The sequence below is a fragment of the Arcticibacter sp. genome (genome assembly GCF_053551015.1).
In genome coordinates, this window is sequence record NZ_JBMQOB010000003.1 from 285,021 (window position 1) to 309,293 (window position 24,273).

Here is a 24,273-nt window from a genome sequence, read left to right on the forward strand (position 1 = left end):
TTACGCCTCCGTTAACTTTAATCTTTCTACAATACCTGAGGCACGTTCAACAAAGCGTTCGCAAGATCTCACGATCACTTCCTCAGACCCCTGCACCATCACAAACTCCCGAGCCCGCGTCACTCCTGTATACAGCAACTCCCGGGTAAGGATGGTGCTGTTCACATCGTCGGGTAACACCACCAGAACCTTCGTGAACTCAGAACCCTGGCTCTTATGGATGGTCATGGCGAAAACCGTTTCACAGTTGGTGATGAAACCCGGACTGTATGATTTAATCACCCCATCCTTGTCCTCGAACCAGGCATAGAGCACCCCATTTTCATCCGGGCGAATCAATCCAATATCCCCATTAAAGAGCCCCAGGTTGTAGTTATTACTGGTTACGATTATAGGGCGGTGCTCGTAAAATTCCTTATCTGCTTTAATCAGTCCCGCGCTCTCAAGATAACGCTCAATCTTCAGATTGACAGCATATAGTCCATTCGGGCCTTCCCTCATGGCACAAAGCACACGCAGATCATTCAGGCGTTGCAGAGCCTTTGCCGTGTCAGGCTCCCTGATATACCCTTCATAGGCGCTTATAAAATCGGTAAACCGGCTATCAGAATAAAGTGTATCGACTGCTACGTGCCTGTCGCCTTCCGAATGAATAAAACTCCTTACAACAGCAACATCATTGTTAATAATGGCTTTGCTAAATTTCCCGATACCTTCCTCATCTTTAAACCTGCGACTAAAGCGCAATTCGATCACCCGTTCAGCCAGCGGATGATTTAGGTTGTCGGCAACCGCGCCGCTATCTATCTGCGCAAGGGGCTCAGAAAACGAGTTAATCAGCGCTAATCTGTCCCTGCTGAAAACATTCAGCTTTTCCTGGGCGAGACACAAATCCCCGAATAAACTTCCCGCTTCCACAGATGATAGCTGATCTTTGTCGCCCAGCAAGATGAGACGGGTCTGCGGACCTATCGCATCCAGAAGCTTGGCAAACAAAGCGACATCGATCATGGACGATTCGTCTACAATGATCACATCGAGGTTCAATGGATTCTGTTTATGATGCTTGAAGAATGGAGAATCTGGAATATAACCTAACAGGCGATGAATGGTCGAAGGCTCGAGGTTTTGGAAAAAAGCGGTAAGTCCTTCACTATGACGAAAGTTTGCGGCCTTCAGAGATTCAGCCATCCGTGCAGCTGCCTTACCGGTAGGTGCCGCAAGGGCTACCCTCAACGACTTATTCAATGAATACAGAAGGGCCAGAACCTTGGCTACCGTGGTTGTCTTTCCTGTGCCCGGCCCTCCCGTTATGATAGTGAAGTTTTGCAGTACAGCATTTATTGCCGCAGCAAGCTGCCAGTTAGGCCGCTGCTCCGCCAGGTCGCTTTCATGGAATAACGCCAGAACAGTCTCACGTTGCAGCTCAAGTTCTTCTATTCTGCGGTTCTGAAGAGGCGCTTCCGTATCAATGAACGCCAGAATCCGCTGAAGGATCCGGCTTTCATACTGAAAATACCGGTGTAGGTAAAGTCGGTTGTTATGCAATACAAAAGGTTGATAACCCTCTGGATCAGTCGTTACAAGCTCTTCGTCTGCAAGCCTGTCCTGCTGTTGCAGAAAACCCTCCCAACCTTCGTGAAGACCTTCTTCTTCCTCCTTTAGCTGATCCAGGCGCAAACAAATGTGTCCTTCACTGAGCTTTTTAGATACCAAATAGATATAGGGTTCCAGGAACCGGCTTTTAAAATACGAGGCAAATTGAAGATGAACGTCTTTTAAGGTTTGCATGAAAGAGAGCTTGAGCCTGCAAAGCTACAAGGAAAGATTCACATTCCCGCTTCCGCTTACATTCACAGGGATACCTCCGCCGTTAACGGTTCCGGTCACGTGGCGCTTGTCTGTCGTTCCGTTGAAATTCTTCAAAGGACTCACCTTTACGGATTGTCCACTCACCTTTAGATCCAGCCCTCTGTTACCCGGGATACTCACATTGACACTTCCTCCGGATGTGCTTGCCGACAAATATTTACCAGGGTTTGCCACTGATACGTTTACACTCCCCCCGCTTGTCGACGTTTCCAGACTACAGGAAAGATCATCCAGATGAATACTACCGCCGGAAGTATGAGCTTTCAATTCTCCCGAGATACGGCTGCCCCGGATACTTCCACCGCTGGTGCTCGCCTGGATCGTCCCTTTCAGATCATTCAACGTCAAAGACCCACCCGATGTGGCTAGTGTCATCTCGCCTCCAGTACAGTTCTCTGCTCGGATACTGCCGCCCGAGGTCTTGCCATCAATATTCCCACGTAGATTACTCAACTGCAAACTTCCACCACTCGTCCTGAAACGCTGGTTACCATTCAAGTTGGAAAGACTGATGCTTCCTCCGCTCGTGCCAAGGTCTGTTACCACATTCCGAGGTACATATATCTTATATGAGATATTTAACTGACGTCTCCAGTTCACATGATTTTTCGACTTAGCTGTTACCTGCAGCTGATTATTTGCTGATGAGATCACCAGATCATAATCCTCTTTCAGCTTCTCCTGCAACTCTGACTTCGAAGCACCACCGAAGTTCATCCCCGAAGGCTTGACATAAACCTCCAGCCTCGCTTCCCCCTCACTCACCCCCGTCACAGTAATGCTACCACCCGAAGTACGTGCAACGACCTTGTTGATGGCCTGATTACTCAAAGACCTGGTGATAAGCGGATCTTTGTCCGCATTAAACTGAGCCCTGGCCGATACGGCCAAGCCAAAAGTCAAGAAGAGCACAACTAAATTTTTCATCTTATGGGATTAATATGGGTTAATTATTACGATTTAACTAGCACATACATAAGATGAAAAATTTAGGGGAAGTGTTACAGCTCTATGAATTAAAATCCACTGTCATCCAGAGCAAAAGTGTTCTTGCGGTTCTTCCAGGCTCCTTTGGTGAAGTCAGGGAACTCCTGAGGCGTATTTCCGTCAGCAATCGATTTTTCAGACAATGGAGTAATAACACTCATGGTCAATGAATCATAGATATCAATCGGCGTTTGCTTACGCTGCTTAACCGCCTGTACGAAGGCATTGAACACAAACCAGTCCATACCTCCGTGACCGGCACCTTCAGCCAGGTCCGCATACTTCTTCCATAAGGGATGATCGTACTTCTCAAACCATTCGCTGGCTTTATCCCATTCGTCGTACTTCTTAGACTTACCTTCAATATAGATGCTCTCATTGACGTCCATCCATATTCCTTCTGTTCCTTGTACACGGAAACCTAAAGAATATGGTCTTGGCAAATGAGTGTCATGCGATAACACCACCGTCTCCCCGTTAGCGCAGTTCAAGGTCGTCGTGATAATGTCGCCATTTTTAAACTTAATATTTGCATTCTTATGTTCGGGCGCAATCTTCTTGATATAAGCGTTCAATCCTGGAGATTTGGATGCAAATGATACCAGATTGGTAAAGCGGTTTCCCCGGTTGATGTCGATATAATTCATAACCGGGCCAGCTCCGTGCGTGGGGTAAATATCGCCATTTCGCTCTATGTTGTATTGTGTACGCCATTGTGCCTCTCCAATGCTATTGGCACCGAATTCTGCACCTCCGCCATAGAACTGCTTGCCATCGTTGAAGAGCACAGGTCTTAGGTCATGCTGATAGCCGCCCTCCAGATGGACAAGTTCACCGAATATGTTTTGGCGCACCATGTTCAACGCTGCCATCACATCCCGTCTGTAACATACATTTTCCAGCGTCATGTACGGCACCTTGGTTTCCTCATAAACCTTCAGAATATCCCAGTGATCTTGTGTCGTAATACCGGCTATAACTTCGCAGCCTACATATTTACCAGCGCGCATGGTGTCGATCGACTGATCTCTGTGAAACTCCCAGGGAGTCGAGATAATTACCGCATCGATATCCTTACGCTCGATCATTTTCTTATAAGCGTCAAGTCCTCCAGTATATTCAACAGGCAGCTTCTTTTTTGCCTCGACAAATTGTTGTCTGCAAAGCTTTAGTGAACTCTCCTGAATATCGCAGATTGCGACGATTTCAACATCAGAACGAAGCAAGCCTGCGCCGATATGACCTCGACCACGAAGGCCGACACCAATATAGCCCAGGCGAATTTTATCTCTATCCCTGGCGAATAACATCCCCGATGGCAAAATGGTAAGTCCCGCTATACCTACAGCGGCATTCTTAACAAAATCTCTGCGATCCATAGTAACAGTTTATATATTGAATAATGATGTGTTTAAAATTCTTTCCAATAATTCGACATTTCAGCGGCAACGATCCTGTCCAGTTCCTCCTTTTGTTCGTAGAGCAGTTCAAAGAGCCGCAGCTGTGCTTTCGTTCTCTGCAGGTTATGACCCTCGAACTTGATCTTAAAATACGTATCTCCACTGATATGATCCGTTAAAAAACGTACGGCCTGCATGTAGGGGAGCAAAAGAACACCCATAATAAGTGATCGTACTTCAGCATCGATCAGAAATCCGCCGGCCTCCTGCAGATATCCCTTTGTATATGCTTTGAAAAGCGGTATGTTAAGTCCAATTTTCTCCGGATCTTCTTCATCTTCAGCTCTTGTATTGACGATGGTCCGGATAGCGTCACCAAAATCATAGGCGACATAACCACACATCACCGTATCCAGATCAATTACGCACTGTGCCTCATCAAGTTCATTCAACAGCACATTGTTAAACTTGGTATCGTTATGCGTCACCCGTTTGGGCAAAGCAGACTGTTGCTGAGGCCGCTGAAAGTAACGCATCTCTTCTGCATGACCATCAATATAGTCCAGCTGCGCCCTTACAGCAGATACGCGTTTAAGAGGATCATCTTCGACAGCCTGCCGCAGAGCCGATAAGCGACTTTCAATATTGTGAAAATTCGGGATTACTTCATATAAGGTTTCTGCGCGCATATCGGATAACATATTCTGGAACCGCCCAAAGGCCTTACCTCCCTCGAACGCCTGCTTCGTTGTTTCCACCAGGTCGTAAGTTTTCGTATCCCGCAGAAAGATGCACATCCGCCAGTAACTTCCGCGGTTGTCCTGGTAGAAGTACTTTCCGTCTCTTCCCTCGATCAGCGTCATCACTTCCTTCTCTGCACAGCCGGACTCTCTCGCAGCGACCTTGCTCTTTAGATGATCGATAACCCGGCACATGTTGGCGGTCAGCTTCTCCACATCTGTAAAGACCCGATGATTGATCTGCTGCAACAAGTAATCCGGACCGTCTGCATCCGTGTTCTTTAGAAAATAAGTATTGTTGATATGCCCCGACCCAAATTTCTTCAGAGACGCGATATCAACCCGACAATTGAAAAAATCTGCAATCTCTGCTATGTTCTTTACACTTTGCACTACCGATGAGTTAATGTACTTGCTCTTAGTTAACTTTCACTGTATGGTTAAGCTTGTTATATCCTGTCGCTTCTTCCCATACATCTTCATTCGCTAATCGGATACTGTATTCCGCTCTTGTGGCCAGACTCTCATATACATCCGGTAGGTTGAGCAGCAGCTCATAATCACCCGGAGCCAGATCAGCAGGAACCTTAATACTTTCCTGGATCTGATGATTCCCTGAAAACCATTTACGAACATCCGATGCCAGGTCAAAAGAAAAGACTTCGTTATTCTGCTTATTGCGCAGCAGCAGCTTCGCCGTGCGTTTGTTGAACGGGGATGCATATCCTGCGTTCTTTAGATTGATGACAATAGTCATGGAGGTACCGCGGACTACCTGATCAGGGTATACTCCGTTTAACAGCACAAAACGGTAGCCTAGATTACGTTTAATATTATCCATACAGCCACCTGTCTGCCAGTCATTGTTCACGTTATTGTTGTAATGAGCATTCAGATAACTATAATGCATCGTGGCAAATTCCTGCTGCGCTTTACCGGCCGGCTCGCAGTCGTTAGCCGGACTGTAATCATCTGAGCAGGTTTCTCCCCCTACCGCAACATATTTGCTATCATCCGACATATAGCCGCGCAGCGCGTTAATAACAGAACCCGACGAAGTACGCGGTGACGTGCTGTTCCCATAATCTTCGTAGGTTCCAAGATCATTGGTACTCGCCAGAAAGCAGTCGTTATGATAGCCTATTCGTGCGCGATCAGCATTCGTAAACCCCTCTGCATCCGTCAACGCGGCACTGCTGATCGGTGCAGTTACCCCATAGAGGAAACGCTGCTTGATCTGCGGATAACGTACCTGCACCGTCCGGTCAGCCGGTACTGCATCAAGCATCGCACGTAGAACTTCTGCCCTGTCCAACCAGTTCTGATTCGACAAGCGGTTCTCCTGTTTTCCATTTCCCGAGGCATCACCAAAGAAGTCGCTGTAGTACTGTTCGCCCCAGGTTCCGATAAAGCCGAGCTGTACGCATGCAATCACATCCGCGTTTGCCTGCAACACAGGTTTAAGCTGGGCGATATGCGCCAGGACAACGGCTTTGGCGGCGTCTCCGTAAGGCGGACAAATAAATCCCTCGGGACAGTCGCCGCTCTTCTGTGTAACCGTGTACACAAACCGCGGGATCAGTTTAACGCCAGCGGTTCGTGCAGCCACCATATCCTTCTCCATATTGGTAAGAAACGCCGGGGCTATTGGTCCCCCTGTAGCATTATCCAGAATATAGTATCTGAATACCAGCGTACTGGTAACCTGATAGCCGGCTCCTTCCACGGTCTGTGTGTTCCGGTAGCCTTTCAATTCATCAGCATTCAGCTGAGTGAACCTGCTCGCATAGGTTTCAGAATAGCGATAGAAGCCTCTTTCCGGATTGGGGAAGTCAGCAGCACTTTCAACATAAGGCACCTTAACCTTTTCGATGTCTACCAACCTGGCGTCAGTATCTTTACATGACGTGGTAAGGAACAGGACAGGCATAAAAACACCCAAAAAGAACTTATTAAAACGGATTCTCATAATACGCACGATTAGAGTTTAAAGAATATCTTTTTTGTATATAACCAATAACACAGGCTCCATTCAGCCAACCAGGCAGTTAATGCAGATACAAGGGCCGCTATTTCCTTCGGAGTATCAAAGAATGTCTGCAGCATGCCTCCACTAAAGATGTTAATCGCCCCATTAACCCACTGCATACCTACCGTCTCGAAGAAGAGGTAGATGAAGATCGCGTTCATACCCATCACAGAGAATACCCAGGCGTATTTCACCTGATCTTTAACATCAACAAGCCAATAGATGAACGCCTGGATCAGCAGAACCCACCCTCCTGATGCGAGTACGAACGACGATGTACTAATACGCTTGATAATGGGCGTAACATTCAACAGATCCAGTCCATATCCGAGGAATAGAGCTGCGGCGCCGAATAGCAGCAGTGCCCTGATCTTGGATGAGGTAGTGGCCTCCGAAACGAGAAGCCTCCCCGTCAACACCCCCCATATGGTATGTGCGGCTGTGGGAATGATATTAATCGCTACCCAGCCATCACTGTTGATCTTCCCCATCAAAACGGTATCCATGTAAGCACCGAAGTTGTGGAACTCAACAAAAGGCTGATCAAATCCGGGCATTAGAATACTTCTGTAAAGTGCCTCTGTGATCACAAGCAAGGCGAGCGAAACAAATAGCTGCCATACAAAAGATGCCCTGATTATCAGATACGCAATGACTGTCGTAAATGCAAGCTGTGTAAGCACGTTCCAAAGCTCCCATACCAGCTCACCCTGATAAACGCAATGTAATGCGACGCCGCAGATAAACAATTTCAGGCTGCGCCATAATACATGCTTCAGGTTTGAACCCCAACTGATACCTTTTGCAGACTTGCGGCTGTAAGAGATATACATGGCAGCGCCAGCCATAAACATAAAGGCAGGCTGAACGAGATCCCAGAAACGTAGACCGTGCCATGGATGATGGAAGAACTGCTCCACTATCCCGGCGAAGGGCTGCACCGGACGGAGGTTATTAAACGCTACATACACCATGCAGCTTTCGGCGCATAACAACAACATGATCGCGCCACGCATCACATCGAGGGAAAGAACGCGTCCTCCATCGAATTGCTTAATCGTCCCCATGGTCATCTACTCACTCATGTCCAGACGGAAGCTCGCAGTCCCCTCATCAGGTGCGCTGCCCAATACCGCTGACCAGTCGCTCTTAATAGCCTGTATCGCAATCCTCAGTCCAGAGCCTGTCAATCCCTTGAGCTTTCCACGGGCAATGCGCATCTCAAATCTGACATTTGCACCGCTTTCACTGACCGTACCTACCTGGTATGCTTCGGCGATGCTCTGTTGAGCAAAACTGAAAGCATTCTGATCTGTGCTGTTATGATAGAAAATATCTACACCCGCGGTAAGCAGCTGCCCCTCTAGGAGTATATCGTAGCCACCTTCTGTAAAGGTACCTGTCAATAAGCCAGTAGCAGGGTTATTATCCGAATCGATATAAAAATCAAAAATATCGCCGTTTGCTTTTCTGCCCACCATATCGACATACACATACACATAATTCCCGTCATAATCCATCTTCACCTCATTGAACACACCTTTGGTTCCTCCGAGCGTAATGCTGTTGCTTACTGTAGCCCAGTCATCCAGCGTGTTGTCGTTGATCTTAACGGGAGTGGTTTTCGCTATACGCAATACAGTGGACGCTTCCACCATTTTTCCTTCTACGGTAGCATACAAGGTGGGCACATATTTGCCCTTTCCCGGATAAGTATGCGTTGGATTGGGTTCAGTAGATGTTTCACCATCACCAAACTCCCAACGGTAGCCACTTACTCCCGTTGTTTTCACCTTGAAAGTAGCCTGGTTGCCTTCAACGGCAACCTCATACAGCAGATCTGTTTGAATTTCCGATTCCTCTTTCTCGCAGGCGCTGAATGTACAGGCGACAAGCACAAAGGCAAACAGATATATATTTTTTATACTTCTTTTCATCGTCGTAAGTTTAAAGACATCGATCTATTAAGGATTCTGAACAACCTGAGCATTGCTAAGTACTTCATCGATGGGAATAAAGTAGATAATGCGGGGATTGGTATAAGGCACTACCATATTGGGATATCCGCTCGGAACACGACTTAAGTCGATATCCGTTTCCTTCAACCCGGGCAGGTGGTATCCCCAGTAAGTCTTATCCAAAGACCGCTTGTTTCTGAAAACGTCGAATGTGCGGTGACCTTCAAACGCCAGCTCAATACGCCTTTCCTCAAGCACAGCATCCAGTGCTGTATAGCCTGCTGGTAGCGCCCCATTGTACAATGCCCCTTCCAGTCCACGGTTTCTACGGATCTGGTCAAGATCGGTCAGTGCCGCAGCAGTTTGATTGAGCTTGGCTTTCGCCTCTGCCTTGTTCAGGTACATTTCAGCAAGTCTGAACATAATGGGTGAGCTCAGGTTGGGAGATCCATCCTGAAAAGAAAATTTGCTGATATAATACATCTCGATGCCGTTCTTTTTCTGCACGGTTCCGCTGGCATCTTTCCAGGGTACAATATAAGACCAGCGTACATCCTCCGGATGTTTTGACATCACACTCCGCAATGAAGCTGAAGCATATTCTTCACCCCAGCCGGAGTTCCCGTCCGAGTAGATCATAGACGCGATGGAACCAAACTTACCATAATCATCAGCTGCAGTAAAGGCGATACAAAAGATCGTTTCATTACTGCTTGTGGCCTTGGAAAAAAGTCCCGGATAGCTTGCCTTTGTCTCCAGTGCAAAACGACCGGAGTTGATCACCTGATTGGCATAATCGATCGCTTTCTGATTGTCCTCTTTATAAAGATTAACCCGCGACAGCAGCGCCCACGCCGCCTCCTTAGAAGCATATTGCACTCCTCTGGGCTGTGTCATCAGGCTCGCAGCTTTCTCCGCATCGGCAATTACGGACGCATAAACCTCTGCCACTGTCGAACGTGTTTTAACTGATTCATCATTCAAAGAGGTGCGAAGAATAATCCCCGGCGACTCCGGATCAATACTGTATGGCTTTCCGAAAAAGCGTACCAGGTTAAAGTGGCAAAAGGCACGAAGGAAGTAGCACTCACCGAGCAGCTGCTGCTTGGCAGGATCCTGATCGCCCGACTTTTCTACAGCATCAATGACCGTATTCACACCGGATATGATCTTATACGATACATACCAAAAATACCGGGTGTTGCCCTGTGAAGGCGAATGGCCCAAAGTGAAGCTATAGTACAGGGGGTCGGTAGTGACTTGCCCGTTAACAATGTCATCGCTGGCAAAGTCAGAAAGGTGATAAAATTGTCGCAGATACATGTTATTCTGATCAACAATCCCGTTGAAAGTGATATGATCCTTAAACAGGGCATACGCACCGTTTAATGCATTCGTTAATCCGGCTTGGGTTGTAACCAGCGTCTCTGTACTGGTGGCATCTGTTGGCAGAACGGAAAGATCCTTGCAACTGCTTGATATCATCAGCAACAGGATCAGTATGGCGGTTATCTTATTTTTCATTTCAAATAATTTACTTTACGCAGTGTACGCGGATGATTTAAAAGTTGCAGTTAATCGTAAATAGAAACTGTCTGTTGTTTGGATACTTAAAGTCTGAAACACCAGGTGTAACAAAGCCTCCCGGGGTGATAGTGGTCTGCGGATCTTGTCCAAGAAAGTCGGAGAAGGTCGCCACATTATCAGCGGTTACACCAATTGTGATATTTTCAAGGTTTAATCTCTTGGAGAAAGACTCAGGCAATGTATAGTTGAATGCGACGTTCCTGATGGTGAAATAGCTACCATTCCGAAGGTACCTTGTGGAGGTTTCCGTCGAATTAGCTGAGTTTTGAGGACTCGGCTCGGTTGCTCCCGTGTCACCCGGACCTGTCCATACCCGGGCATCGTCGGGTAGCCTGATCTGATTGTAATAGGGTTCATGACCGTCATTCATCATAAAACGCAGATTGTTGCTGAACACCTTATTACCATAATTGAAATAGGTATTCACACGCAGCCCAAAACTCTTATATCGGAAACTGTTGTTAAATCCACCCTGGAACTTGGGCAGTGCAGAGCCCGACTCCTGTATGGTCGCATCTGCGTAGTTCGCCGTCTTTTCACGTGCAACAGCTACGCCGGCATCGTTATAAATGATCTTTTCCCAGAGTGGTGCCCCTGTTTCGCTGTCTATACCAGCCCACTTAGGCATGTAGAACTCATACAGGTTTCCATCATTCCGGTAGATCTGCGAAATGCTCCAGGATCCTGTTTTGACAACATCTGCAGGCAATCCATAGATCTTGTTGTTGTTGAAGTTGATATTGAAATCAGTTACCCACTCGAAGTTTTTATTGGTGACGTTGATGGTATTCAGTCCAATCTCGATACCCTTGTTGATCACATTACCTGCATTCTCCCACCGGGTTTCAAAACCGACAGATAAAGGTTGCGATACCTCAAGAAGCAGGTTTTTAGTGTCGTTCTTATACACGTCAGCTGTCAGGCTGATGCGTTTAAACAAGCTGAGGTCGAAACCAATGTTTGTTTGATGCTTGCTCTCCCAGGTTAACAGCGGATTAGCCAACTGGTAAGGCACGGCCCCTACAAGGGAGTTGTACTGAGTCGTCAGCGAGAACAAACCCAGATACCGGGAAGCACCGATATCCTGGGTCCCTGTCACTCCATAGCTAGCCCGTAGCTTCAGATTGTCGATAACGCTGCTGCCTTTGAGAAATTCCTCATTGCTAATCAGCCAGGCACCCGAAACCGCTGGAAAGGAGCCATACTGTTTACTTTCCGGAAATGCAGAAGACCCGTCAACACGGAACGAACCCGATAAAATATAACGACCCTTATAAGTATAATTCAGCTGTGAGAGGAATGAGCGGAGCTCACTGCGATCGTTATAACCGTTCACGAGCTGCGTATTTGACGCCACGTTCAGGACCTTGAGCCCTTCAGGCAAGCCCCTGCCTGATCCCCCGGAAAACTCAGCCTTACCGCCTTCAAAGATCAGACCTGCAAGGCCACTAAGAGCATGATCGCCCAGATCAAAGTTAAATTTCAGCAGGTTATTGGATATACCCCCATAGTTCAGAGTATTGAGCTCATTGATATAGCCGTCGTTATGATAGGTTCCCGCTGCAACAGGGGAAACATAATTGACCGCCTTGTTAAATGCTGCAGACACCCTGTTGGTACTGGAAAAAGTCAGCCAATCCGTAATCCGGTAGTTCACCATAAAATCATAGTTCACATCAAACCCCTTGTATGTATGATCGGAATTTTCTACCGTATGAATCGGGTTGATCTTATCTCTGGACCACCATTTAAATGTGGAATTACCATCCACATACACCGGATTACCATTCTCGTCGTATGGATTATCCCAGGGCATATTCAGAAAGGAATAATACATATCCATGTAATCGTAGCTCCGCCCGGTAGAACCACTCAGGTTGATATTATTGCTTATGTCAAGTCTCTTAGAAAGATGGTATGTAGAGTTTGCCCGGAGGTTGACCCGCTGGAAGCCGGTATTGATGAACGTTCCCTTTTCATTGTAATAGGAGACGCCTGCATAGTAATCGTTCTTTTCAGTCTTACCGCTCGCAGACACATAGTAGTTCTGTACGGCCGCAGGCTTGAAAGACTCTTTTGCCCAGTCGTAATCCTGGTTCCGCAACTCAAGCGGACGCTCACTGTAGAACTTTATGAGGTCAATTTTGTACGAGTTGTCAGTCGCACCCACAATATAATCGCGGTAAAACTCTTTTTGGTAGTCGTACAATTCATTGCTGGTCATTAGATCCATCTTACCGAAGTCAGCTGTCCGGAACCCTCCGGTAGCTCTGACCTCAAAACGAGTCTTCCCTGTCTTAGCGCTTTTGGTAGTCACGATGATCACACCCGCATTCGCTTGCGATCCGTATAGAGCCGTAGATGCAGCGTCTTTCAGCACAGTAATAGACTCTACATCATTCGGGTCGTAGTTACCTCCGATGATACCGTCGACCACGTAAAGCGGACTTTGATTGGCGTTTACCGATGATACACCGCGTAGCCTGATCTCAGGAGCAGCACCCGGCGCACCCGAGCTGTTTACTACCTGAAGCCCCGCCACTTTACCCTGCAGCATCGTACCCACGTTATTAGCAGTGACGTCTTTCAGTTTCTCAGCCGAGACCACACTTACCGCACTCGTCAGCTCGCTCTGTTTCTTGCTACTGTAACCAACAACAACTACATCACTCAACTGAGTAACGTTGTCAGACAAAAAGATAACAATATTCTTTTGTCCCGCGCTCACCTCCACCTCCTTATTCAGAAAGCCAACAGAAGAAACGACCAGAGTGGCCCTGGCTGAGGGAAGAGAAATAACGAAGGTGCCGTCCGTGGAAGTGGATGCACCCGCTCTAAGGCCCTTGACCGAAATCGCCGCGCCCGGAAGCGGCTGCTGATCAGAGCTGGAAATGACTTTACCTGATACCGAATTACTTTGTGAAAACACCCGGGAGAATGTCATCAGGCAACAAAACAGGAGTAGAACTTTTTTCATACAGCGTTGGGTAGGGTTAGTCGATCAAATTCGATGGAATAACCTAAAGTTCTGCTAAAAAAGTCACTAAAAGAATGAATCTTGCCGGAAGAACAAGGACTGTGAACTACGCAAACGTTTGATTTGTTCGCGCAAACGTTTGACTAATCTTCAATATGGAAGATTACAACACGCTTTTTTCACACTTTTCTTAGTAATTAACCAATTCAGAGTCGATAACTTCCTGAAAATACGCGGGATTTGGCTCTCCGCCCTTATTGTTGGTCTCAATAAGTTTAAAAAGAAAGTCGGTTGCCTTTGAAGCCTGCTTATATGCGAACTGTTCTATCGAAGCGAGTGGCTTCGTATCCATATATTCCCAGATAGGTAAGTTAGCAAAGCTGATGAAGCTGATATCCTTGTTCACCTGCAATCCCGCTGTCTTTACGCTGGTAATGCAGTCGAGCAGTACATAATCGTTAAATACGATAACGGCCGTAGGCCTCTCCTCCAGATTAATCAGTCTTTCGATAGCTCTTATGTTGTCGTCTTTACTTAAGGTTGTCGATGTGATGATGTCATAATCGATTGAAAGATCATTTTGCTTCAGGCACTTGAAGTAAATCTCCAGCCGCTGAAGTGTAGCCGCCATCTTTGCAGGGCCATTGATCAGTCCGATCTTTTTGTGCCCCAATTCAACCAGCTCCTTAATCGCCTGAAGCATACCTGAATACAGATTACAAGACACAAAGTGGATATCCTTCTTCTGCGGAACCCTGTCAAAGAAAACAATGGGAATGTTGTACCTCTTTAAATTTTCAAAGTGCTCATACGTAGAGGTCTCCTTCGTTAAGGATACCAGGATTCCATCCACCCGGTGATCCTTCATATTCTCAACGATCCGCATCTCGCGTTCCACACTATCCAGCGACTGTCCAATGATCACGTTATAATTAAATTGTCCTGCAAAATCTTCTACACCAGAAAGAGCAGACGAAAAGAAAGGCTCTGCCAAACTCGGAATGATTACGCCGATGGTGTATGTTTTGCGCTCCTTGAAGTAGATGGCTGATTTGTTCACCTCATAACCGAGTTCCTTGGCTATTTTATGCACACGCATTGTTGTTACCTGACCGATACTCGGATGATCATGCAAAGCCCTAGACACCGTGGATACAGACACATTCAGCTTCTTGGCAATCTCCTTAATGGTAGGTAACTTGTTACTCTGCATAATAATTAAAAACGTTCATCCCGCCCTTAAATATAGCATATTTTCTGAGTCTCTAAGTCAGATTCAGCGATCTAATAGCTCAAAGACAGGTAATCTGTCGAGCCCAACGTTTTGATTAATAGTGCGGGGGCCGGTGAATAGTTTCCCCTTGTCATCCCTCCATTTACCCTTCGGTAAATGGATCTCCTTCAACGTCCCTTTTGTCATCACCGGAGCCACCAAATACTTGTTGCCAAGCATAAATTGCCCCTTCTCTTCGGAGAACCCCTGCGCAGGAAACACATACTCCATACTCCTCACAATAGGCTCACCGGTGGATGCCGACGCCTTTGCCAGTTCAAGGATGTAGGGGGTATATCCCTTGCGCAACTCTACCATGTTCTTCACGATCGCCAGGTTAGACTTTGAAAGTACCCGCCATGGAGCAACCGAGAACTGCATCATAGGCATCAAAGCCGAGCAGGCGGCGGAACGGACAATTAACTCCTGATCCAGGATCTTCGTATCCCGGAATGAACCAAATTCTCCGCCTCCAATCATATCCGGACACGTGAACTGATATCCCAGCAACCCGGCTGTGGTGATATGCGGAACAAGCTTCTGCAAATCCACCCAGGTATGCTGCTTATCCCGCAAGCGTTCAACCAAAGGCTCCCCGCCCATCTTCCACATGGCACGATACTCATTCAAAGGAAATTGCAGGCCAATCTCTCCCCACAATCTGGTGTGTTCATTGGGAGAAGCATCAGAAAATGAGACAGCATCCGCTGGGTAGAAATCGGCGTCACCCGCGTCAAATTTAAATCCGTCAATATGATATTGGCTGACCATATAGTTCAGGCGACCACTGAACCATTTTTTTGCGTCAGGATTCGTAAAATCCATCACTGCGCTATAGCCGTTCCACCAATTGATCAGGGCTGGCCTGTCTGCCTTTTTCCAGGTTAGAGCCTGATCTCCATTCCTGCTAAACAAAAGCAGCTTCTTACTCAGCAGCTCCCGAAAGACTTCCGTATCCGGCGACACAAACGGACTCACCCAAAGCATAACTTTAAACCCGAGCTGATGCAGCGTATCAACCATTGCCCTGGCATTATCAAAACGATCACTGCGAAAATCAAAGCGGCCATAGTAATCAGCCCAATTGTCATCGATCATGATTACTCCCGGCGGAAATCCATTCACCTTTATTGCCCTTGCATAGCTTAGTATATCCTTTTGATTCTGGTTGTACACCAGCTCAATCCAGGTATTATATTGAGGACGGCTAAAAAGCAAGGTATCAGGCAGCATCTTTTTAGCAGGAAAAAACCGCTTCGACGCATTCAGGAATGCATCCCGTACATTCATCCCTGAAGAATCGACAACTATCTTAGCTTTAGCATTCGTTATCACCAGTGCATTCTTGTCAAACGCAAACTCAAACGGCTCCTCGCTCCATACAAAGCGGCCATGCGTCGACAACAACAAAGGTGTAGCCTGGTTGCCCCGCACATCACCGTACATATTCAACTTGTAGCCGTCCTGAAAAGGCATCAAATGAGCTTCGTTAACAGCCCCTCCAAACCACTGTTCACCATCTTTAAGCGTAATCGACTGCGCACAAAGCAGGGTTGGTACAACTAGAAAACTGATGCTTAACAACAAACCAAATTTGCAGAGAGTTCTCATGTCCTTTTTATCTTAGTTCATCATCTTCTCGCCGACTGCCCCCTCAAGAATCTCAAAGATCCCTTCGTTTCTGAGGATGTACATCCCCAACCGTTCGTTCGATGCGCCATCCTTGATCTTGTAGGAAAACACGGGCCGGCCATCCGTAAATGAGCAATCGAAGCATTTTAAAACCACCCCTTCCACTCCTGCAAGATCAGGAATAATATCTACCAAATGGCTTGATACGAGAAAAGTGGAATGCTTTATTTTCGCCAGAGAAGTGATCAGCTGAATCGTTGCCTCGAACGCATCTTTGAGATTAGTCCCTCTGAATAATTCATCGAATATGACGAATAGCTTGCCTGGATCAGATAACTTCATTGCCGTATTGCGAATGCGCTGTGCTTCACTATAAAAATGACTCAATCCCTCGTGAATATTATCAGGCAAATTGATCGTAGTCACCAGCCCATTAAAAACCGGAGTTGAAAATCTTGTTGCCGGAACAGGGAAGCCGAGATGTGCGAGATAAACTGAGATTCCGATCGTCTTTAAAAACGAGGATTTACCTGCCATATTGGGGCCCGTCAGGAAGGTCACGTTTGATTGACTGCCCACTGTGAAGTCATTGCTGACAGCCCGGTTTATACACGGGTGAAACATCCCTTCACCGCTCAACACACTCTCCGAATCTCTGAGATAGTCCGCAAGGCACCATCCTTTTTCCTTTACCAGTTTGGACAGAGCTGTTGCCATATCAATCCTGTAGACCCATTGAACAATCTGCTTAAGAAGTAACTTTTCTCTTGCGCGGAACAAATTATCCAGGTAGCTCAGATCCCGGAAGCCGATATCTTTATCCGAATAAAGATTTCTTGCCACTACCTTGTCAGCTAACAATCTCTCTAGCTCATGCCCATCTTTCATGATCAGGTCTCCATTTATCTCATTCCGAACCTTTGCGCCAAAATCATTGAGCGATTTTAGCAAGCGAATGATGTCTTTTACTCCTGTTGTGATCTGATAATAATCCTGGCTGGGCGTAAATTTATAAGACCAATGATCATAAAACGCATCGATTGCATTATCTTTAAGACAGCTCCTGCTAAACTGAGAGAGGTAGAAATCGATGTTCTCCATTTGATACTTCTCCACTTCAAGTTCAATATTCCCCACGCAAAAGAATTGAAACAAATCCCTTCTCTGCTCAATTTCAACCAAATCGTTGAGTACTTCCTGCATAGTGGATTTCAGCAGTCTCTCTCCTCCAGATGTTTTGGTGTGGTTCAGGATGGAAAAAAGACTAGACTCCGGACTACTAAAGATCTCGAGATCGTTGTAGGTTTCTCTATCTATTACAAATTTCATAAGGCTATTCTATGACCGGAGTCCAACCTTCCAGGATATACGAAGGAGTGCGGTAATTTTTTAGCAGTTCTTTATCTTTCTCCGGATCAAGCTGACGCGAAGCAGCATGACGCCTGCTACTGTCTATCGGTTTACCATCCAGCGTGGTACTATTGTACTCCCAATACCGAATATCCTTAGTCTCATCCGCTACTTTGCCCCATCCTTCCGGCACTATTCCGTCCAGTTTACAGTCAATCAAAACAGCTTCAACAAACGGATAAGAAAACCCATTGCTGTTGGGTGCGCGGGCAATGGTAGTCTCCACATCACCAATAGTCCGCAAGGTGCAATTCAGGAGCACATTCCCATGATTAGCCTGCGTGTTCCGAACCCATAAATGAGGACCGTACGTAGATACAAAATCACAGTTCTCGAAAAAGACGGCTCCATATCCAAGCACGTTATCCCCAAAGCCCTGTATCTTCGAGTCCCGGACATAGATCGTACCGGTCGCCTGCAACGCGTCCCCGGAACCCTCAATATTCACCCCGCTTATGATGTTCTTTTTACCGATAACAAGAAGAGCTTCCGCCTGCGCCGGTTTTTCACCGAGAGACCTCAAAGTAAGATCCCGCAACTGAATCCCACGTGAGTTATGTATCGCAAACACAGCCCTTAAACTGTGGCTGCCATTAGACAGGGCCGGATCAGCACTCATCAGGCGGGTGTTAAAAACACCATTATTCGCATAGTTAATGATTACCTTTTCTCTGTCTTCACCTGCGAAAGTGATGTTTTCCTTATTTCTGAAGTAGACAATTTCATCGTAAATCCCATTCCTGATATGGATAGTCTTCCGGTCAGCATTTTTTTCAGGGATATAATCAACCGCCCCCTGAACGGTGCTGAAATCACCTGTCCCATTCGCTGATACAACATAGCTTTTCGCTGCAAGTGAGGGCACCTGCTTTTTTGTACCGAAAACCCACGCCTTCTTTCCTTTGAATCCCTGAAATGCGACATTGCTATTGGAAAACACCTCCGGGTCTATCTGTACATAATACGTTTTGTTGTATTTCAACTTGTTATTATGCGGGCAAATGATGGCCGACTGTCCCCTAACAATTACAGGATAAAAGTGGAATGCGTCAACTTCAAGAGTGCCCCCTATATAGTTTTTCTGATATACATGATTCTGGTTAGTATCCGGTTCTTTCACAGAATACATTTGATCCCCATATGAGTTATAAACCAAAGATTCGTACGGTGCGGGGGTGCGGGTGTTTTTTGGACCAGGAGGAATGCTCATATCGAGCATGTCCACCAACTCGTCGGTTGCATAATCATAGATCTTGATCTGACCTTTATTACGAATTTTAAAACTCCCGCTGAAAGTGAGAATAAGACGGGTGTCTGGGTTAACTTTTTCCGCCCCGTTTGCGGGGAACACATTAACAGCTACCTGGGCATGTAAGGAGGTACAAATGATTAATCCTATAAATAGAAGAGTGAGCGTTCTGAGAGACTTACACATGCGGAAATAATATCGGATTAGTTACCCTTGTAAGTTAATCATTATCTAATTACTTTTTTCATGGTGTGATCTTCCCTGAAATCAGCTGCGAAAACAAATGTGGTATTTTATGATTCAGGGCAACGAACAATCATTCCAAAATAAGCCGTCAGCCCCATCTATATCACATTGAAAATGAATCTGCTGTCAAGTATAAACTAAGAGTCCATTTGGAATACTGCCATAGGGCTTGACTTTTTGGTCGATATAGACCTCCCAAAGAGAAAACCTTCAGAAAACCCGAGATCGACAGAAACCTGCTATTATCATCCAATTTTTCGCTCGTCAACCATTGGATAGTGACACCAATTTTCTCCTTCCCCCTAATGCTTATATTATGTTCTTTTAAGTCAACTTTAATCCAGCCACTATTAGGGCCACTATCAAACAAGATGTCATCCCTTACCGGAATCAGCACAGGAACATCATTCGAAAGGTCGTAAAATTGCAGTCTAAATCGTACATTCTTAAACTGATTTCCACTAATATATATGTTGAAATCCTTCAATGTTATATTAGTATCAATTTTTAATACCATTCCGGTTTCCCGTCCAAGAGCATCGTCGACCTGCTGGCTACGAGGGAAGATGGTATGACTTGTTAAGCGTGCTACTCGTGAGTTACCGAATCGCTTTACCTTAACTTTCCCAGGTTTGATTTTAACTTCTTCCAGAAGAAATTCATCCTTCTCCAGAAACACCTCTTGGGACTTACCTACAGCTCTTCCAATTTTATCAATCGATAGCTTTTTTTCAATGAAACCAATACTGGATACAATTATCGTATCATTATCCTTCGACAATTTATCCATAGGTAGAATAAGTTTGAAGTAGCCATTTTCATTAGCCACAGTTCCAATATTTTTCCCTTTTACGCCAATTGTTGCAAAAGGAACAGCCTCCTTTCCATGCATCACCCGACCTTCAAAAACGGGGGTTTGCGCCGATATAAATCCAGAGAAAAAACAGAATACAAACGCAAGATATATATTCATCATACCCATAACTCTTCAGAAATAAATAATCATCCAAGCTTCACATATATGTATTAATTGATTGTTGAAACGAATAATAGGCCCAGATTGACCGACTACACCGACTCCTCATGTTCTTTATCGCTACCAGGTACATGATCGCTAATTTTCATATTACAGCTATATATTAAAACTCTCCCTTTCAACAGTTAGTGTTTAGATACTTATTCGGTCGGCTCATAATTATGAGCCGACCGGAGATAAGTGTTTGCAGATCGGATTATTTCTTCCGGAAATCCAAAGTAACTCAGAAGTTTTATTGCATTTCTCGTCTTGAGTACTCCCTTCTTGATTTTATGATCAAAACAGAGCCCTGTGTTATTCACCTCCTCGCTAAAATGATATAGATCGTAGCTTGAGTGTAGAAGAGAAGATAGCTCAAGATCGTGAGTGGATACAAAAACAATATTATTACCCCTACCTAAATATTCTAAGACGGCTTGTCCGGCTGCGATCCGTTCAGCAGTGTTAGTACCCTTAAACAGTTCGTCCATAACGAACAAGTTTACAGTTCCCGACTCATCTGAGCGTTCAATGAAATTATAGACTGATTCGAGTTCGCTCAGATAGTAGCTTTTTCCAAGAAGTACGTCATCGCTAATCCCAATCGAACTTGATACATTTAAGAAGCATGTCTCATACGATTTTGCACAAACAGTATGGATAGATTGAGCAAGTATCGCATTAAGTGCAACGGTTCGGATAAATGTAGTCTTACCCGACATGTTAGAACCAGTGATTAATACATTCTTTTCATTCGTATTGATACTGTTGGCCACACAATCCTTGATCAATGGGTGTACAATATCTTCAGCTTTTATCCGGGCTACCTGACCAAACTGCGGAATACAATAAAAATCAAGCCCTTGCCGATATGAAGCTATTGAAATACACGAATCGATTAATCCAATATACTTGTATAGTTCATGTATCTCTTCGCGAAAAGAAGAGGCTATCTTCATACACCTGTCTAACAAATTGATCTCCAAAAGAAATGTTATCTTAATATATTCCAATAATAACGCTACGAACGAAGAAAACTCATTGTGCTCATGGTTCTCGCTCGTTAACAAGAATTGGGTCAATTTTAAACTCTTGAACTTTTGATGGGCTTTCTCCAAATCAAAGAGACTTAAGGCGCCACCTAAATTCTCTATCTTCTTAGAAGATTCACTGAGTGCTACTATTTGAGCAAAAGGAGTCATGAAGAACCTCAACTTTGGCTTATTTTTGTAATGAACAATCAGATTAGCCAAGAACGAAACGGGAAGTAAAAGGTAAAAACTACCTGAATAATACATACCTAGCAGCACCAAAAGAACAGGTGTGATACTAAGAATGAACACAAACAGCCTATATTTTATAGGTTCTAACGCCCAGTCAAATATCAGATTTGGTATTGAATAGGTTAAATGCTTATTCAGTTTCCAAAGTTCTATTTGAGTCCTTAATCTAAGGTCGATATTGTTTTGAAACAGGCTAATAAGGATTTCTCGTTCCTTTAAAACATTTTCATCAAAAACAGGAGAATGTAGCAAAGAGTAAAGATACTGCTGCCCTACTCTAGACTTGCATCTATCGATCTTTGAGTACACCTCATGAAGATTCAGGTCTGAGGAGGTAGTTTTATCTACCGAGGGATGTTTTTCATTAGAAGCGCTCCTATGGTAAGCAGATATTTGGTTGAAGTCTCTGAAACGGGTATCCTCTTTGGACCAACTGCTTTTCAAACCTTTTAGAAGGCGCGATCTCTTCCAACGGATCAATACAAGAATAGCGGTTATGCAAATACCTAATATCAAAAATAATATAAAGTACCCCTGGTATATATCTATAAGCATCTTAAGTGAATTGTAACCCTCATAAGGTGGAAGTACAATATGGTGAGACTTTCAACCATAAAATGCCTCTACGCAGGGGCTATCCCTATTCCAGTAATTATAATTGCCGTAGTTATCTAATAGCCTGCTGCGGTTATGCGAGCGAAAGCCCTTTTTGAACCTGCACTTCTACTAATACCGTTCTTATCACCAGGGCTGCGTATTCTTCAGGCAATTTTACCATCCAAGTCAGCAAGCGATGCTGGATCCTTGAATTTTTAGGGAGATAAGCTCTCATCATTCTATAGATAATGGTTAGGTTTTAAAGTAAGAACATCGAGCTCAATCTTTTGCCGAGCTTAGCCCTTTGAATAAAGGTAATTATTTAGAATATTCTTTTTCAGAACACTTATATTATTAACACTAATTAACACCTGACCTACCTTTGGATCTTTTCCAAAATGCCTACTCCATGCTCACCGCTGCATGCGCGGAGCTACTTTCATAAAACAGCAACATCAGTTCCATACCGATGGTAAGGTGTCCCGTTAAGAAAGTAAGTATAACGAAAATCCTTTTAGTTGTAGGTATTTGGATTGCTCGTTGGTAATCGCTATACCTGCTACAACAGAAGTGAGATTAAAAATCTTATAACTTCATCCATATCTATAACATATAGAACAAGCCAATTAAAAAAACACTATCCCCATCAAAGCCGAACCAACCATGTGACACCACAATCCAGCACGAACTTGAGAGAGGCCAACTTCGCCAAATAGTACTAGATGTACATAAATCAGTAATGGAAATAATGAAATGCTTAATACCTTCATAATAACAGAGGTGGTTTTATCACGGAAAGCACCAATGACTATAACACTCCCCATTTTCGAGACCAAAAGTCTGGTAAGTTAAGTTAATATTTCGGTGTTAATGTTCCTGTATTAAGCGGCCTTTTGAGCTGTTGATTCATTGTAGCGATTGTTGGGTGATTGTTTGGTCGTATGGTGTGTCCTGGTATTATAATAATTGATGTACCGGGCCACTCCTTGCAGCAGCTCGGTTCCATTATCACATGGATTCAGATAGATGTAACCGTACTTGATGGATTTCCAGACCCGTTCGATCCAGATATTATCTGTTGCTCTTCCTTTGCCATCCATCGATATGAGTATCTGGTGTTTATCCAGACACTGAGTCCACAGCGCGCTGGTGTACTGGGCGCCCTGGTCGGAGTTTACGATCTCCGGCTTTCCATGTCTGCTAATGGCATCTTCCAATACCTGTTTGCACCATTTTGCATCCAGGCTATTGCTGATTCTCCAGCCCATGATTTTTCGGCTATATACATCGATTACAGCCGTCAGATACATAAAACCTCTTGCCATGGGAATGTAGGTGATATCCGTGCACCATACCTGATTGGCGTGGGTAATCTGCAATCCACGGAGCAGATAAGGCTTAATGAACTCGCGTAAACCCGCTTTGGTCAGGTTCTTTCTGCGATAGATCGTCTCTCTGCCCATGAGCTTAAACAACCTCCGGATCCGCTTAGGACCAATGGGATACCCGCGTTCTTTCAGATAGTAAACCATGGAAACCACCCCTTCTGTAGGATGCCTCATCAAATGCTTGTCCATCAGGGTCATCATTTTTACGTTCTCCGGCTTTTCTTCAACCGGACGGTAATACAGGCTACTGCGATTAACCGAGAGCAGATCACATTGCCGACGGACCGATAAACGCCGCAAGCCCGGACGGATATATTCCGAACGCTGCCTCATATTCCCATTTTGGCTGAGACTTTTTTTAAAAAGTCATTCTCCACTTTCAGTTGCCCGATCTGGGCGTAGAGTTTCTCCGTATCGACCGTTTCGCTCTCTTGGGAGGCAGATCCTGGACGATCGAACATACCCGGTAGCTTTTCTAAAAGCTCCGATTTCCACTTCGAAATAACGATCGGACTTACATCAAACTTCTTACCCAATTCGGCTAAAGTTTGATCGTTCTTAATGGCTTCCAAAGCCACTTTGGCTTTAAATGCAGACGTAAATTTGCGTCGGGTTTGCTTGCTCATCTCT

17 protein-coding genes are annotated in these 24,273 nt (G+C 45.2%); all 17 read right to left on the reverse strand.

The annotated features are described in order from the left end of the window. The gene (recD, locus tag ACO1NU_RS01695) at positions 1-1,791 is read right to left on the reverse strand and encodes an exodeoxyribonuclease V subunit alpha (RefSeq protein ID WP_448816714.1); all 1,791 of its coding nucleotides are present in this window, start codon (positions 1,789-1,791) and stop codon (positions 1-3) included. Positions 1,792-1,815: 24 nt separating this feature from the next. Next, positions 1,816-2,799 (reverse strand): DUF4097 family beta strand repeat-containing protein, encoded by a 984-nt coding sequence (locus tag ACO1NU_RS01700; RefSeq protein ID WP_448816715.1) that lies wholly within the window; start codon positions 2,797-2,799, stop codon positions 1,816-1,818. 89 nt (positions 2,800-2,888) lie between these two features. Beyond that, a complete protein-coding gene (locus tag ACO1NU_RS01705; protein ID WP_448816716.1) occupies positions 2,889-4,238 on the reverse strand; it encodes a Gfo/Idh/MocA family protein in 1,350 nt (449 codons plus the stop codon). A gap of 32 nt (positions 4,239-4,270) precedes the next feature. Continuing rightward, a complete protein-coding gene (locus ACO1NU_RS01710) occupies positions 4,271-5,392 on the reverse strand; it encodes a phosphotransferase enzyme family protein (RefSeq protein ID WP_448816717.1) in 1,122 nt (373 codons plus the stop codon). A 25-nt stretch (positions 5,393-5,417) separates the two neighbouring features. Further along, a complete protein-coding gene (locus ACO1NU_RS01715) occupies positions 5,418-6,968 on the reverse strand; it encodes a DUF4832 domain-containing protein (protein ID WP_448816718.1) in 1,551 nt (516 codons plus the stop codon). An 11-nt stretch (positions 6,969-6,979) separates the two neighbouring features. Next, entirely contained in the window at positions 6,980-8,095 is a 1,116-nt protein-coding gene (locus tag ACO1NU_RS01720) for an acyltransferase family protein (protein ID WP_448816719.1), read from the reverse strand. 6 nt (positions 8,096-8,101) lie between these two features. After that, entirely contained in the window at positions 8,102-8,965 is an 864-nt protein-coding gene (locus ACO1NU_RS01725) for a PKD domain-containing protein (protein ID WP_448816720.1), read from the reverse strand. A gap of 27 nt (positions 8,966-8,992) precedes the next feature. After that, positions 8,993-10,510, reverse strand: a complete 1,518-nt coding sequence (locus ACO1NU_RS01730) for a RagB/SusD family nutrient uptake outer membrane protein (protein WP_448816721.1) — start codon at positions 10,508-10,510, stop codon at positions 8,993-8,995. Between the two features lie 37 nt (positions 10,511-10,547). Next, complete coding sequence (locus tag ACO1NU_RS01735; RefSeq protein WP_448816722.1) at positions 10,548-13,550, reverse strand: SusC/RagA family TonB-linked outer membrane protein; 3,003 nt, start codon at positions 13,548-13,550, stop codon at positions 10,548-10,550. Between the two features lie 190 nt (positions 13,551-13,740). Then, positions 13,741-14,763 (reverse strand): LacI family DNA-binding transcriptional regulator, encoded by a 1,023-nt coding sequence (locus ACO1NU_RS01740; RefSeq protein WP_448816723.1) that lies wholly within the window; start codon positions 14,761-14,763, stop codon positions 13,741-13,743. Between the two features lie 63 nt (positions 14,764-14,826). Further along, complete coding sequence (locus ACO1NU_RS01745) at positions 14,827-16,434, reverse strand: glycoside hydrolase family 31 protein (RefSeq protein ID WP_448816724.1); 1,608 nt, start codon at positions 16,432-16,434, stop codon at positions 14,827-14,829. Between the two features lie 12 nt (positions 16,435-16,446). Next, positions 16,447-17,784, reverse strand: a complete 1,338-nt coding sequence (locus ACO1NU_RS01750) for a MutS-related protein (RefSeq protein WP_448816725.1) — start codon at positions 17,782-17,784, stop codon at positions 16,447-16,449. Between the two features lie 4 nt (positions 17,785-17,788). Next, positions 17,789-19,300, reverse strand: coding sequence for a pectinesterase family protein (locus tag ACO1NU_RS01755; protein WP_448816726.1), 1,512 nt, complete (start codon positions 19,298-19,300; stop codon positions 17,789-17,791). A gap of 163 nt (positions 19,301-19,463) precedes the next feature. Continuing rightward, a complete protein-coding gene (locus tag ACO1NU_RS01760; RefSeq protein WP_448816727.1) occupies positions 19,464-20,336 on the reverse strand; it encodes a carboxypeptidase-like regulatory domain-containing protein in 873 nt (290 codons plus the stop codon). Between the two features lie 200 nt (positions 20,337-20,536). Beyond that, positions 20,537-22,213: a MutS-related protein gene (locus tag ACO1NU_RS01765; protein ID WP_448816728.1), complete on the reverse strand. Its 1,677-nt coding sequence runs from the start codon at positions 22,211-22,213 to the stop codon at positions 20,537-20,539. 923 nt (positions 22,214-23,136) lie between these two features. Continuing rightward, on the reverse strand, positions 23,137-23,976 hold the full coding sequence (locus ACO1NU_RS01770; RefSeq protein ID WP_448816729.1) for an IS3 family transposase: 840 nt from the start codon (positions 23,974-23,976) through the stop codon (positions 23,137-23,139). Continuing rightward, positions 23,973-24,273: transposase (locus ACO1NU_RS01775; RefSeq protein ID WP_448816730.1), on the reverse strand; the 301-nt coding region annotated here is incomplete at its 5' end. The genes ACO1NU_RS01775 and ACO1NU_RS01770, both read right to left, overlap by 4 nt.

Bases quoted from the DNA above. Each gene is read 5' to 3' on its own strand.
- recD (WP_448816714.1), bottom strand. From the start codon at position 1,791: ATGCAAACCTTAAAAGACGTTCATCTTCAATTTGCCTCGTATTTTAAA.
- ACO1NU_RS01700 (WP_448816715.1), bottom strand. From the start codon at position 2,799: ATGAAAAATTTAGTTGTGCTCTTCTTGACTTTTGGCTTGGCCGTATCG.
- ACO1NU_RS01705 (WP_448816716.1), bottom strand. From the start codon at position 4,238: ATGGATCGCAGAGATTTTGTTAAGAATGCCGCTGTAGGTATAGCGGGA.
- ACO1NU_RS01715 (WP_448816718.1), bottom strand. From the start codon at position 6,968: ATGAGAATCCGTTTTAATAAGTTCTTTTTGGGTGTTTTTATGCCTGTC.
- ACO1NU_RS01720 (WP_448816719.1), bottom strand. From the start codon at position 8,095: ATGGGGACGATTAAGCAATTCGATGGAGGACGCGTTCTTTCCCTCGAT.
- ACO1NU_RS01725 (WP_448816720.1), bottom strand. From the start codon at position 8,965: ATGAAAAGAAGTATAAAAAATATATATCTGTTTGCCTTTGTGCTTGTC.
- ACO1NU_RS01730 (WP_448816721.1), bottom strand. From the start codon at position 10,510: ATGAAAAATAAGATAACCGCCATACTGATCCTGTTGCTGATGATATCA.
- ACO1NU_RS01735 (WP_448816722.1), bottom strand. From the start codon at position 13,550: ATGAAAAAAGTTCTACTCCTGTTTTGTTGCCTGATGACATTCTCCCGG.
- ACO1NU_RS01740 (WP_448816723.1), bottom strand. From the start codon at position 14,763: ATGCAGAGTAACAAGTTACCTACCATTAAGGAGATTGCCAAGAAGCTG.
- ACO1NU_RS01745 (WP_448816724.1), bottom strand. From the start codon at position 16,434: ATGAGAACTCTCTGCAAATTTGGTTTGTTGTTAAGCATCAGTTTTCTA.
- ACO1NU_RS01750 (WP_448816725.1), bottom strand. From the start codon at position 17,784: ATGAAATTTGTAATAGATAGAGAAACCTACAACGATCTCGAGATCTTT.
- ACO1NU_RS01755 (WP_448816726.1), bottom strand. From the start codon at position 19,300: ATGTGTAAGTCTCTCAGAACGCTCACTCTTCTATTTATAGGATTAATC.
- ACO1NU_RS01760 (WP_448816727.1), bottom strand. From the start codon at position 20,336: ATGATGAATATATATCTTGCGTTTGTATTCTGTTTTTTCTCTGGATTT.
- ACO1NU_RS01765 (WP_448816728.1), bottom strand. From the start codon at position 22,213: ATGCTTATAGATATATACCAGGGGTACTTTATATTATTTTTGATATTA.
- ACO1NU_RS01770 (WP_448816729.1), bottom strand. From the start codon at position 23,976: ATGAGGCAGCGTTCGGAATATATCCGTCCGGGCTTGCGGCGTTTATCG.